Here is an 11,934-nt window from a genome sequence, read left to right on the forward strand (position 1 = left end):
GCTAGGCCGCCAGCACGCTTTGAATTTGGTGACGGATCGCCTCCTTCTCGACCAGCGGCGTTGCGGCCGAAAGCGGCAGATCGATCGCGATCGTGGCGGGACGCTTCAACACGACGATGCGGTCGCCGATCTCCAGCGCCTCGTTGATCGAATGGGTGATGAAGACGGCGGTCTTGCCGCTTTCCCGGACCAGCCTCACGAACTCGGCGCGCAGGGTCCGCCCGGTCACCTCATCGAGCGCCGAGAATGGTTCGTCGCACAGGAAAATGCCAGCGTCGGTTGCAAAAGCGCGCGCAATCGAGACACGCTGGCGCATGCCGCCGGAAAGCGCATGCGGATAATCATGCTCATGGCCGCGCAGGCCAAGCGTGCCGAGCCAGCGCAGTGCGGTCTCCCGCCGCTTCAGTATAGGCACGTCGAGCATCTCCAGACCAAGCTCGACGTTCTGCACGGCCGTCCGCCACGGCAGCAGCCGATCGCCCTGAAACACGATCGCCATCTTGCCACGGAAGGAATCGAACTCCCGGAACGGATTGCGGCCACAGACCATTACATCGCCGGCTGTCGGCTCGGTCAGGCCCGCGATCATGTTGAAGATCGTCGATTTGCCGCAGCCGGTCTTGCCGAGCAGCGCCAGCAATTGCCCCTGCCCGACCTGAAGATCGAGCCGATCGACCGCGACATAGGCGGATGTTGCGCCGATCTTGCCGAACGATTTCGAGACGCTCTTGAGGTTGATGATGGGAGGCGTCGAGGTCACAGCGTGCGCTCCGACGCCGCGCGGTATCGAAGCGCGATACTCTCCACGAAAGTCAGCACGGCCTGCGCGATCAGCACGAAGAACACGAGCTGCAGCGTCCAGGCGAGCGCGCCGGCCATATCGAACACCTGTTGCTGCTGCAGCAATTCGTAGCCCACGCCGCCTGTTGCCCCGACCAGCTCGGCTACGACCACCACACGCGACGCGTTGCCGAGATTGACCTTCCAGGCGGTGAGAATGTCGGGAAGGATGGCGGGAATGATCATGACGCGGAACAGCTTGGCCCGCGTGGGGCGAAAGCTCATGACCATTTCCATGAGGTCACGCGACATCGCCTGCAGCGCGCCCAACACCTGGAAGGTGAAGGCGGGCAGCGTCGTCATCACCATGATGAAGAAGATGCGCGGCTCGATGCCGTGGAACCAGATGATCGCGAACACCACCCAGGACAAGGCCGGAATCCCCTGGAACAGCGTCAGGATCGGCGCAAGGAAGTCGTTGATGGCGCGCGAGCGAACCATCAGAACCGCGAGTGCGGCCCCGATCAGGAAGGCGCCGGCGAGCCCTGCCAGGATGCGGCCGACGGTGGCGAGCACATCCGCGAACTGGCTCCAGCTCGTGAGAATGTCGATACAGCGCTTGAAGACATCGATGAGCGAGGGAAACAGAAACGGCGGAAAGAAGGTCGAGGCAATCTGCCAGAGCCCGGCCACGACGACAAAGGGCAGAACATAAGAGAGTCCGCGACGGCCGATCGCCGCGCTCCAGCCTGTTGGCGTCGTGGCCTCCGGCATCGTCATTGCATCGGCCCGTCGTAGATCGTCGCAGTGGAAGGATCGGACGGCAGGAAACCGATCGACTTGCCGGCGTCATAGACCGACTTGATTTCCTTTTTGATTTCCACGGCAGCGCGGATGTTCATGCCAAGCCGGTCATTGGCGCGAATGAGATCGGCGATCGCCTTGCGGTCATCGTCCGTTCCCTTCGGCAGGATCAGCCTGGCGGCCTCATCGGGATGCGCCGTCGCCCACGCACCGGCTTCCTTGTAGGCAGCATAAAGCTTCGGAATGAGGGCCTTGTTTTTCTCGGCCCAATCGGTGTGGGCGGCAACGCCGAGATAGGGGATGTTTTTGGAGCCCGTCGCCTTTTGCCAGCTTTCGGCAATCTTCAGATCGATGGTCCTGATATCCGGCTTCTTGGCGCGCAGCGTCGTGTAGGCCGGCTCCCAGAGCTGCACGGCGGTGGCACGGTCGGCCAGCGCATAACCGACAAGGCCGGGTGTCGCCGTGTTCACGACGGAGAATTTTTTGGGATCGGCGCCGAGCTGCCGCGCGAACCAGTCGAACATCACGGTAATTGGTGGTGCCTTTGGCCGCCGCCAGGTCCTTGCCTTCAAGGTCCTTCAGCGTCTGGATCTCGGGCCGCGAGGTGACGACCGTTCCCCAGAAATCAAAGAGGTTGAAGAGATAGGTGACCTTGACGCCGCGCAAGTCGGCGAGGCCGACGGTGAGCAGCGAGGCACTGCCGCCGAGCTCGAATTCACCGGAGTTGAATTGTGCGGTGTATGCGTCCGGCGGCCGTTCTTCGAACGAGATCGACAGTCCATTCTTCTCGTCGAGCTTTTGTGCCTTGATGATCGGCGGCAGGAACGCGCCGAGCGAGGGCGGACCGAAAATGACGATTGAGAGTTTCGAGAGCTCTTCTGCCGAAACGGGCGACGCCATCGCGGCTGCCATCAGCAGGCCCAGTGTGATTCCAACATGTTTCCTCACCGTCTGCTCCCTTCCCTGTTACCCGGCCGCGCCGCTGATCGGCTGCTCAAATTCCTTTCGCAGCGCCGCGAAAAAGCGTCCGATCAGGTGCTTCGACACGCTGCCGAGGACGCGCTGTCCGACGCCGGCGACAAGACCTCCGATCTCGCCCGTTCCCTTGTAGATCAGCCGCGAGCCGTTCTCGCCGTCCGGCTCGATCTCGAAGCGCGCCGAGCCGTTGCCATGGCCGAGCGTGCCGGCCCCGGACACCTTGATGCTGCAACTGCGCGGCGGCGCCTTGTCCGACAGCGCGATCTCGCCTTCGAACGAGCCCCCAACGGCCGCGACCTTGAGCTGCATGTCGACCTTGTACGCATCCGGTCCGATCCCGGTCATGCTCTTGCAGCCGGGCACACAGCGCGTCAGCACCTTCGGGTCGTTCAGCGCGGCCCACAGCGCCTCGACGGACGCGGGCATCGCTTCATTGCCTCCGATATCAAGCTTCACGGCAAGACCTCACAAGGCGAACAATGTCTGCGCCGCGCCGCCATAGATGCCGGCGCGCTCGGCGTCCGTGAAGCGCGTCTCCTGCACGATCTTGAGCGGCGCCAGATCGCCGATCGGGAACGGCATGTCGGACCCCATCATGATGCGGGCCGGACCCACGATATCGGCGAGGTAGCGCAGCGCGCGGGAATCCTGCACGATCGTGTCGTAATACATCGCCGCCAGCGCGGCATCGGGATCACCGAGCTTGTCCTTGTCGAGCGAATAGTTCCTGCGCAGACGTCCGATCACGTAAGGCAGCGCGGCGCCACCGATGCCCGCAACGATCCTGACGTTGCCAAAGCGCGCGATATGGCCGGCGTAGATCAGGCGCGACATCGCGATCAGCGTATCGGTGATGCGTCCGACGGCGTTCGCCATGCCATAATCGTGGACCCGATCATCGCCGCTTTCAAAGACCGGGTGGATGAAGATGATCGATCCGAGGCTGTTGGCTGCTTCCCAGAACGGCAGGAGCGACGGATCGTCCAGCACACCACCGCGGCCCTTGGGCTGCGTGCCGATCATGGCGCCCTTGAAACCCTGACTGTGGGCTTCCTTCAGTACCTCGGCGCCGCGCGCGCCGTCCTGCAGCGGCACGGTCGCGAGCGGAATGAACCGCGGTTGCTCCTTGGCGATCTTGGCGAGATGGGTGTTGATGAGACGCGACCAGCGGAGTCCTTCTTCAGCGGGGATCTCGTAGCCAAACATGTCGAGCCAGCCGCCCACGATCTGGCGATCAATCTTGTTGCTGTCGAGCCAGGCAAGCCGGCCTGCGATATCGCTCAGCGGCCTGGAGACCGGCCGCGTCGGCTTGTTCCCGGCAAAGGCAAAGCCGAGGCTCCCGCCCTCCTCGATCAGCCTGATCGAGGGAAACTTCGCCTGCTCCGCCCTGATCGCGTCGAGCAGCGCGGGCGGCACAAGATGGGCATGACAATCGATAATCATCGAGGCGCGTTTTCCTTGTTCGTTGCGGCCGCGATCGCGTCGCTGATGGCCGATATTCGGATCGGAAGTTTCGAGAACGAGATGCCGAGCGGCGCGACGGCATCATTGATGGCGCTGGAAATCGCAGCCGGCGAGCCGAGATAGCCGCTCTCTCCCGATCCCTTCTGGCCGAACACGGTGAACGGCGATGGCGTGCAATGATGCACGATCTCGACATGCGGCACTTCATGCGACGAGGGCAACAGATAATCCATGAAGCTCTGCGTCACGAGCTGACCTTCGCCGTCATAGACGAACTCTTCCATGAGCGAGGCGCCGATGCCGTGAGCGATGCCCCCAAGCGTCATGCCCTTGACGATGCGCGGATTGATCACGGTGCCGCAGTCGTGCCCGATGACATAGCGCCTGATCTCCGGCTTGCCGATTTCGGGGTCGAAGGCGATCAGCACGAGGTGGAACTCAAAGGAGTGACACGGATACATCTGCACCCGGCCACCTTCGGGAAGCTTGGTGCCGGTCGGCACCTGCATCACATGCGTGACTTCCAGGCCCGGCTCCATGCCCTCGGGCAGCAGATGAAAATTGCGGTGAGCGATGGTGACGTGCTCGGCCCATGATAGCTTCTTGTTCAGCGCCGCGTTCGAAACTGTGCCGCCTTCGTAAGTGACGTCCTTCTCGGCGCAGCCAAATTGATGCGCGGCGATGCGGATGATCTTGGCTTTCAGCTTTTGCGCCGCATGAAATGCCGCGCCGCCAAGCATGATCGCCATGCGGCTGCCGACCGGCGAGTTCGACGGCAGGCTCGACAGCGTGTCGGGGCGCACGATGCGGATCAGGTCGGGATCGATCTGGAGCACCTCGCCGATCACGGTCGCCGCCAGCGTCTCGTGGCCCTGCCCCGACGAGGTCGTGTGAATGGTCGCGGTGACGAAGCCGAGGCCGTCGACATTGATGCGGCAGGATTCCATCCAGGTCGAGGTGGTGTTCTTCTCGTTAAGCAGCGGCTCAAAGGCCGAGTTTCCGCCGGAGGGCTCGAGGCAAGCGGCAATGCCGATGCCGGCACAGAAGCCGGAGGCGCGCAGCGCGTCGCGTTCGTGCTTCAAGGCTTCGTAGTCGGCGTGTGCCAACACCTTGGCGACAACGGTGTGATAATCGCCGCTGTCGTAGCGCGTGCCGCTCGGAATGAGATAGGGAAATTCTTCGCTACGGATGAAATTGCGCCGGCGCACCTCGATGCGGTCCAGGCCCAACGTCGCGGCCACCTTGTCGATCGCCGTCTCGATCGCATAGTTGGTCGGCGCCTGTCCGAAACCGCGCACGGCTTCCTGTGCCGCCTTGTTCGAGGTCACCGCGACCGCGCGATACTGCACGCTCTCGATTCTGTAAGGACCGACGATGGCGCCGATCGGCTTGCCGAGCTGAAACGGCGAGCGGCCGGCATAGGCGCCGACATTGTCCAGCGCGCGCATCTTCATCGACTTGACGAGGCCGTCGTCGTTGAAGGCGACCTCGACATCGAAGATTCGGTCGGGGCCATGCGCGTCGCCTGCACGCATATTGTCGAGCCGATCCTCGATCAGCCGCACCGGCCGCCCCAGAATGCGCGCCAGATGACCCACGATGACGGTCTGCTTGATGCCGCGCTTGACGCCATAGCTGCCGCCGACGTCGACATCCTGATGCACCCGGACATTGTTGAGCGGGATGCGGAGCGACCGCGCTGTCCGGTCGGAATATTTCGGCATCTGGATCGAGGCCCAAACATCAAGGATCTCGCGCCAGGGGTCCCATCTGGCGGCAACGCCAAAAGTTTCGATCGGCACGGTCGAGCTGCGGCCCCAGACCACGCGGAACGACAGATGCCGCGGGCTTTCGGCAAAGTGCTTCTCGACCTCGCCCCAGACGAAGGTCTTGTCGAGCAGCACGTTAGAGCCATGCTCAGGGTGCACCGGCGGGCTCGAGGAACCGAACGCCGCTTCGGAATCGATCACGTAAGGAAGCGGCTCATATTCGACCCTCACTTTTTCGGTGGCGTCCTCGGCCTGCGCACGGCTTTCGGCGACCACGGCCACGACCCATTCGCCGGCATAGCGCACCCGGGAGACCGCCAGCGGGAAGCGCCGCACGCTCGGCGTGTCAAGGCCATTCATCAACGGATCGACCGCCTTGGCCAATTCCTCGCCGGTCAGCACGTAGTGCACGCCGGGCATCTTCATCGCCTCAGTCGTATCGATCGAGACGATGCGCGCCGCCGGATGCTGCGAGGGCAACAGCGCGACATGCAGCAAGCCTTCCAGCGCGACGTCGGCGACGTAACGCCCCTGACCGGCGACGAAGCGGCGATCCTCGCGCACCCTGCGATTGGATGAGACAAACTTCAGCGGAGGCACGTTGCTCACGGACGGCCTCCACGCGGAACGTTCGTCTTTCGCAGCCGATCGGCGGCGTGCTCGATCGCTTCGACGATCTGCCCGTAACCGGTGCAGCGGCAGATATTCCCGGAGATCGCCTCCAAAATATCCGCGCGCGTCGGCGCATCGTTGCGTTCGAGCAGCGCGTGCGCGGCGAGGATCATTCCGGACGTGCAATAGCCGCACTGCAGGCCATGGGTCTCGCAGAACGCATCCTGCACGATGCTCAATTCACCCGGAGCGGGCGCCAGCCCCTCGATGGTGGTGATGTCATAGCCGTCGGCCTGGACCGCGAACATCAGACAGGATCGCGAAGGCTCCCCGTCGATCAGCACGGTGCAGGCGCCACAGACGCCGTGCTCGCATCCGGCATGGCTGCCGACCAGGAGAAAGTCTTCGCGCAGCGTGTCGAGCAGCGTCTTGCGCGGCTCGACATCGGCCTCGCGCTCTCGTCCGTTGATGGTGAGCCTGACCTTCATGGCGAGGCTCCATTTGCGGACACCGCCTCAGTGAACGCATCCTCCAGCGCACGAATGCCGAGGGTCGCGGCGACGCGGCGGCGATAATCCGCGCTCGCATGCAGATCGGAGTTCGCTTCGAGATTCCCGGTCGCGGCACGCACGACATCCGCGATCTTCTTTCGCGCCGGTATGTCGCCGATCAGCGGCGCGACATCGATCCGGATCGCGCGATCGCCGACGCCGCCCAAGCCGAGTGTCGCCGCGATACAACGTCCCGATTCATCCAGCGCAACCTGCGCCGCTGCGGCCACAAAGGCGAAGTCCGACTGGCGAGCGCTGACTTCGTGGAAGCCGGTGCCGACCCGCGGATGCGTCCAGACCGGAAAGCGCACCGCGCAGACGCAATCGCCTGGCATCACCGAAGTCAGCATCGGGCCGATGAAGAAGTCGTCGGCCGGCATCCGCGTGCGGTCGGGCGGATTGGCGATCTCGATCTCGGCGCCGAGTGTGACCGCCACCAGCGGTATCTCGGCGGACGGATCGGCATTGGCAATCGAACCACCGACCGTGCCACGGTTGCGGGTCGGGGGATGGCCGACCCAGGGAAGCGCCTTCGCAAGCAGCGGCAGCGATCGGCGGACGATCTCGCTGCGCTCGACCTCGACCTGCCGCGTCACCGCGCCGATGACGATTGCACCCTCGTCCGCGCGGATGCCGTGCAGCTCCTGCAGCCGCAGGATGTCGACGAGCTTTGCCGGGCGCGCCAGCCGCATCGCCAGCATCGGAATCAGCGTCTGGCCGCCGGCGATGATGCGCGCGTCCTCGTCGGACGCCAGAATCTCGCAAGCCTCGCCAAGCGAATCCGGCCTGACATAATCGAAGGGCGCAGGTTTCATTGTTGTCTTTTCGGCGCGGCGACGACTGCGCGCGAGACACCTTCGATCGCCGTTTTCTCCCTGCTGGCAGCATAAAGGGCAAAGACGAACCAATGTCAAACTTACAATAGGTCAATTTGACACCTTCGTCCGAATGCATCGATTTTTTGCCACTATTTGATCATCGAGCGGCTTCAAACGTCGAGCTCTGGCCCGCTTTGGCTCGATGTGCCTCTCCACAATTGCATCAATTCAAAAATTGTACTATTTCAAGATCACGCATCAGCTTGGCCTGCCTCCAATGTCGCAAACGTCCATGTCCAGCGAATGGATCCCCGTCCTCGGCAAATCCGACGGACCGCGTTACCTCGCGCTCGTCCAGTCGCTTGAGAACGACGTCCAAGCTGGGATCCTCAAGCCGGGCACGCGCCTGCTGCCCCAGCGCGATATGGCGAACCAGCTCGGTTTAAGTGTTGGTACCGTGTCGCGCGCCTATGCGGAGGCGGAGGCGCGCGGGCTGATTTCGGGCGAAGTCGGCCGCGGCACCTTCGTGCAGCGCCGTCGGCTGCCGGCGAGCGCAAAGGGCGCCGCGCAGGACACCATCAATCTCGCGCTGAATGCGCCGCCGTCGACCGGCGAGGATGAGTTGATCGCTTCGGTGTTGTCGGAGATCCTCGCCGACGGCGCACTCACACCCCTGCTCGGCTATCTGCCGCATCAGGGGCTCGCCGCGCATCGCGAGATCATGGCGGCGTGGCTCACGGCACTCGGCATCAGGGCCGACGTCGACAACCTCTTCATCACCCATGGCGGCCAGCACGCACTTTCGATCGCGCTCAACATGGTGGCGGCGCCGAACGACACGGTGCTGACCGAGCGCTTCACCTATTCCGGCATGATCGCGCTGTCGGCGCAAAACGGATACCGGCTGCACGGCGTTGACGGCGACGACGAGGGCCTGTTGCCCGACGCGCTCGATCGCGCGTTCACCGAGACCGGTGCGCGCGTCGTGTTCGCAACCCCAAGCCTGCAGACGCCGATCGGAACCACCATGACGCCGGCGCGGCGGCGGCAGATCGCCGATGTCGTCGAGAAGCACAACGCCTATGTCCTGGAAGACGATGTCTACGCCTTCCTGTTTGCTTCGCCTCCGACGCCGATTTCGGCGTTGATCGCGAGCCGCAGCTTCTATGTGACGAGCTTTGCCAAATGCCTCGCGCCTGGCTTACGGATCGCGACGATGATCGTGCCCGAGCGATTCCGTGACCGCTGCATCAATGCGGTGCGCGCCACCGGCTGGATGGCCTCACCCATCATGGCCGAAGTGGTGGCGCGCCTCATTCACAGCGGCGACCTGTCGCGGCAGGTGCATGCCAAGCGGGCGGCGGCGGCGCGGCGCAATGAAATCGCCGACCGCCTGCTCGGGCGTTGGCTCGCGCCGATAGCCGGAACGCCTCCCTTCCATCGCTGGCTGCCGATACCGCCCGGCCGCACGCTGATCGCGCTGGTGACGCAGGCTGCCCAAGCGGGCATCACCATCGCGCCGCCGGGAGCCCTGCAGCAGGTCGATCGCGGCACGCTCGGCATCCGGCTCTGCGTCGGATACCCGGCAAGCGAGGCGCTTCTGGAAAAGGCGCTATCCGAGCTGCGGCAGATCCTGCAGAGCGCCGAAGCGATTTCGTTCGTGTGAGGTGCGCTCACCGCGCAGCAGGCGCGGTCGATCGTCACCCACCCGCCCCTTGAAAAGCCTCACGGATGCTGGCGAGCAAAGTTTGCACGCGCGCGAGGTTTGACCGCGTCGCCGGAACCAGCGCTTTCAGCCAGAGATCCGGGACATGGAAATCGGGAAGCAGCTCGACGAGTGCTCCGGACTTGAGTTTTCCGGCAGCCGCGGCGCGCGAGACCACCGCGATGCCGTTGCCTGCGCACAGCGTGTCGATCACAAGCGCGCCGTTGTTCGTGACGAGATGAGGTCGGACTGCGACCGTCGTCACGCCATTCCGGCCCGCGAAGGTCCAGGCCGGACCGATCGGCGAAAACACGATGCATTCGTGATGCCCGAGCTCGCGTACATGCCGGGGATGACCACGCCGCGCCAGATAGGATGGCGCAGCGCACAGCACGCGCTCGTAGACATGCAAGGGCTCTTCGAGCACGCCGTCAAAGGACGACGGCATCATGGTGAGAACGATGTCAAATCCCTCCTCGACCGGGTTCACGGTGCGATCGACGAGGACGGCGTCGAGCGTCACCCGCGGATATCGGATCTGAAACGACGACAGCACCTGCGCGAGGTCGATCGCCATCGGCGACGCCGGCGCCTTGATCCGCAAGTGGCCTTCGAGCTCGTTCGGCGATCGCAGGATTCCCGTCGCCATCTCATCGTACTCGCGCACGATCTGGCGGATGACGTCGAGATAGCGCTCGCCGATGTCGGTAAGGTGCAGGCGGCGCGTGCTTCGCCGCAGCAGCGTGGCTCGCAGCGACCATTCCAGCTGGCCGACCCGCTTGGTGACGACGGATGGCGCCACCCCGAGCTGCCGGCTCGCCTCGGAGAAGCTGCCGGCCCGCGCCGTGGCGAGAAACGCCTTCATGTTCAATAGGCTATCTGCCATTTAATCCAATCTGGAAAAGATCGTCGCACAAAATAGCCTATTCTCCCGCATTCTCGAAGGAAATAGGCTTCCTTTCCGCGAAAGACGCCGCCGACCTGCCCGCTTCGCGTGCGCTGCAGACCATCGACGATGCCATTTGCCGACAAGCCGTCACCAAAAAACAAAGACGGCGTCAGGGGAGAAGCGCGCATGTCTGACGTCATCGATGTCACCACCGTGATCGAGAACCAGCGCCGCAACGGCCTGGTGCTGACCGTCGTGATCCTGTCGACGGCGATCATGTTCCTGGACGGCTACGACCTGCAGGCGATGGCCTTCGCCGCCCCCTCGATCGTGCGCGCCTGGGGCATCGACAAGGCCGCGTTGGGGATCGTTTTCAGCGCGGGCATCTTCGGCATCATGGTCGGCGGCCTTGTCTTCGGATCGCTCGGGGATCGCATTGGCCGCCGCCTGTCGATCATGGCGTCGATGGTCCTGTTCGGCGGTTTCACCCTCGCGACCATCTGGGCGCGAGATACCACCTCCCTGATCGTGCTGCGCTTCCTCGCAGGAATCGGCATCGGGGGACTGGCGCCGCTTTGCTACTCGCTCAATCTCGAATACGTGCCGAGCCGTTTTCGTGGCACGGTGGTGGCAATCATCATGGTCGGCTATGTCGCCGGTTCGAGCTTCGGCGGCTTTATCGCTGCCGGGTTGGTCCCGAAGTTCGGCTGGCCGATCGTGTTTGCGGTCGGCGGCGTGCTTCCGCTCGCTGCCATCGTCCTGTGCTACTTCCTGCTTCCGGAATCGATCAAGTTCCTGGTGGTCCGGAACGGCCGGCCCGCGGAAGTCGCGCGCATCCTGAACCGGATCGAACCTCGCCTCGATGCCCGCGCAAGCATGCGCTTCATCATGTCGGATGAACCGGTGCCGGCCGGCGCCGACACGGGCGTATTGTCGAGGATCGCGGCCCTGTTCGAAGCACGGCTCGCCATCGTCACGCCGTTTCTCTGGCTCGCCTATATCGCAAGCTCCATCACGTTGTTCTTCCTCAGTAGCTGGACTCCCCTCCTCGCGGAGGCCTCGGGCCGAACGCCCGCCCAGGCTGCCATGGGCCTGACCGTGTTCAGCCTGGGAGGCGCGGTCGGCGTGCTGATGGCTGGCCGCGTGCTGGACCGTCTTGGCGTGCTCGCCATTGCGGTTGTGCCACTGATTGCCTCTCCGCTCGTCGCTTCGCTCGGCTTTGCCGGCTTCAATGGTGGCACCTTCCTGGTGGCGATGCTCTGCGTCGGCTTCTTTGTCGTCGGCGGCCATCAGGGCCTGAACAGCGCCGTCGGCCAGTTCTATCCCAGCGCCAATCGCGCCACGGCCGTCGGCTGGGCCTTGTCGGTCGCCAAGATCGGCTCGATCAGCGGCCCGCTGATCGCAGGCGTTCTACTCGCGCGGCATCTGCCGGTCTCGAGCCTGTTCCTGCTGGCGGCGGTGCCGCCGCTGGTGGTGGCGGGCTCGGTCCTGGTGCTGGGCCTGTCGCGGCGCAGAGCGACACGCTTGCCCGAAGAACTCGATCAACCCGCAACCGCTTAGCGCG

Annotated in this window: 13 protein-coding genes; 3 read left to right on the forward strand and 10 right to left on the reverse strand. The window is 64.0% G+C overall.

The window, feature by feature from the left end:
- Position 1: 1 nt before the first annotated feature.
- Genes VKR55_RS24655 through VKR55_RS24665 form a run of 3 tightly spaced genes read right to left on the reverse strand, consistent with a single transcriptional unit; the run spans position 2 to position 2,054 of the window.
- Positions 2-760: an ABC transporter ATP-binding protein gene (locus tag VKR55_RS24655; RefSeq protein WP_324407445.1), complete on the reverse strand. Its 759-nt coding sequence runs from the start codon at positions 758-760 to the stop codon at positions 2-4.
- Entirely contained in the window at positions 757-1,560 is an 804-nt protein-coding gene (locus VKR55_RS24660; protein ID WP_324407446.1) for an ABC transporter permease, read from the reverse strand. The genes VKR55_RS24655 and VKR55_RS24660 overlap by 4 nt, the downstream gene beginning before the upstream one ends.
- Positions 1,557-2,054, reverse strand: coding sequence for a substrate-binding domain-containing protein (locus VKR55_RS24665; protein WP_324407447.1), 498 nt, complete (start codon positions 2,052-2,054; stop codon positions 1,557-1,559). The genes VKR55_RS24660 and VKR55_RS24665 overlap by 4 nt, the downstream gene beginning before the upstream one ends.
- Between VKR55_RS24665 and VKR55_RS24670 the strand changes: the two genes are divergently transcribed.
- On the forward strand, positions 2,047-2,445 hold the full coding sequence (locus tag VKR55_RS24670) for a hypothetical protein (RefSeq protein ID WP_324407449.1): 399 nt from the start codon (positions 2,047-2,049) through the stop codon (positions 2,443-2,445). The two genes, VKR55_RS24665 and VKR55_RS24670, sit on opposite strands and share 8 nt — an antisense overlap.
- Before the next feature lie 105 nt (positions 2,446-2,550).
- Here VKR55_RS24670 and VKR55_RS24675 read toward each other — a convergent pair whose 3' ends face one another.
- The 5 genes from VKR55_RS24675 to VKR55_RS24695 are packed head-to-tail and all read right to left on the reverse strand — an operon-like array spanning position 2,551 to position 7,773.
- Complete coding sequence (locus VKR55_RS24675) at positions 2,551-3,018, reverse strand: SRPBCC family protein (protein WP_324407450.1); 468 nt, start codon at positions 3,016-3,018, stop codon at positions 2,551-2,553.
- Between the two features lie 9 nt (positions 3,019-3,027).
- The gene (locus tag VKR55_RS24680) at positions 3,028-4,005 is read right to left on the reverse strand and encodes an amidohydrolase family protein (RefSeq protein ID WP_324407451.1); all 978 of its coding nucleotides are present in this window, start codon (positions 4,003-4,005) and stop codon (positions 3,028-3,030) included.
- Entirely contained in the window at positions 4,002-6,404 is a 2,403-nt protein-coding gene (locus tag VKR55_RS24685; RefSeq protein WP_324407453.1) for a xanthine dehydrogenase family protein molybdopterin-binding subunit, read from the reverse strand. Before VKR55_RS24685 ends, VKR55_RS24680 begins: the two co-directional genes overlap by 4 nt.
- Positions 6,401-6,895 carry a (2Fe-2S)-binding protein gene (locus tag VKR55_RS24690; RefSeq protein WP_324407455.1) on the reverse strand — a complete coding sequence of 165 codons (495 nt, stop codon included), beginning with the start codon at positions 6,893-6,895 and terminating at the stop codon, positions 6,401-6,403. Before VKR55_RS24690 ends, VKR55_RS24685 begins: the two co-directional genes overlap by 4 nt.
- Entirely contained in the window at positions 6,892-7,773 is an 882-nt protein-coding gene (locus VKR55_RS24695) for an FAD binding domain-containing protein (protein WP_324407457.1), read from the reverse strand. Before VKR55_RS24695 ends, VKR55_RS24690 begins: the two co-directional genes overlap by 4 nt.
- A gap of 295 nt (positions 7,774-8,068) precedes the next feature.
- On the opposite strand from VKR55_RS24695, the gene VKR55_RS24700 reads away from it, so the two are divergent.
- Positions 8,069-9,442 (forward strand): aminotransferase-like domain-containing protein, encoded by a 1,374-nt coding sequence (locus tag VKR55_RS24700; RefSeq protein ID WP_324407458.1) that lies wholly within the window; start codon positions 8,069-8,071, stop codon positions 9,440-9,442.
- Between the two features lie 34 nt (positions 9,443-9,476).
- On the opposite strand, the gene VKR55_RS24705 is transcribed toward VKR55_RS24700, so the two are convergent.
- Positions 9,477-10,367 carry a LysR family transcriptional regulator gene (locus VKR55_RS24705; RefSeq protein WP_324407460.1) on the reverse strand — a complete coding sequence of 297 codons (891 nt, stop codon included), beginning with the start codon at positions 10,365-10,367 and terminating at the stop codon, positions 9,477-9,479.
- Positions 10,349-10,570 carry a hypothetical protein gene (locus VKR55_RS24710; RefSeq protein ID WP_324407461.1) on the reverse strand — a complete coding sequence of 74 codons (222 nt, stop codon included), beginning with the start codon at positions 10,568-10,570 and terminating at the stop codon, positions 10,349-10,351. The genes VKR55_RS24705 and VKR55_RS24710 overlap by 19 nt, the downstream gene beginning before the upstream one ends.
- Between VKR55_RS24710 and VKR55_RS24715 the strand changes: the two genes are divergently transcribed.
- The gene (locus VKR55_RS24715; RefSeq protein WP_324407463.1) at positions 10,557-11,930 is read left to right on the forward strand and encodes an MFS transporter; all 1,374 of its coding nucleotides are present in this window, start codon (positions 10,557-10,559) and stop codon (positions 11,928-11,930) included. The genes VKR55_RS24710 and VKR55_RS24715 overlap by 14 nt on opposite strands.
- Positions 11,931-11,934 lie beyond the last annotated feature (4 nt).

It is taken from the genome of Bradyrhizobium sp. (assembly GCF_035309285.1).
In the GTDB taxonomy this organism is placed as follows: domain Bacteria; phylum Pseudomonadota; class Alphaproteobacteria; order Rhizobiales; family Xanthobacteraceae; genus Bradyrhizobium.

Bases quoted from the DNA above. Each gene is read 5' to 3' on its own strand.
- VKR55_RS24715 (WP_324407463.1), top strand. From the start codon at position 10,557: ATGTCTGACGTCATCGATGTCACCACCGTGATCGAGAACCAGCGCCGC.
- VKR55_RS24690 (WP_324407455.1), bottom strand. From the start codon at position 6,895: ATGAAGGTCAGGCTCACCATCAACGGACGAGAGCGCGAGGCCGATGTC.
- VKR55_RS24710 (WP_324407461.1), bottom strand. From the start codon at position 10,570: ATGACGTCAGACATGCGCGCTTCTCCCCTGACGCCGTCTTTGTTTTTT.
- VKR55_RS24705 (WP_324407460.1), bottom strand. From the start codon at position 10,367: ATGGCAGATAGCCTATTGAACATGAAGGCGTTTCTCGCCACGGCGCGG.
- VKR55_RS24660 (WP_324407446.1), bottom strand. From the start codon at position 1,560: ATGACGATGCCGGAGGCCACGACGCCAACAGGCTGGAGCGCGGCGATC.
- VKR55_RS24695 (WP_324407457.1), bottom strand. From the start codon at position 7,773: ATGAAACCTGCGCCCTTCGATTATGTCAGGCCGGATTCGCTTGGCGAG.
- VKR55_RS24680 (WP_324407451.1), bottom strand. From the start codon at position 4,005: ATGATTATCGATTGTCATGCCCATCTTGTGCCGCCCGCGCTGCTCGAC.
- VKR55_RS24700 (WP_324407458.1), top strand. From the start codon at position 8,069: ATGTCCAGCGAATGGATCCCCGTCCTCGGCAAATCCGACGGACCGCGT.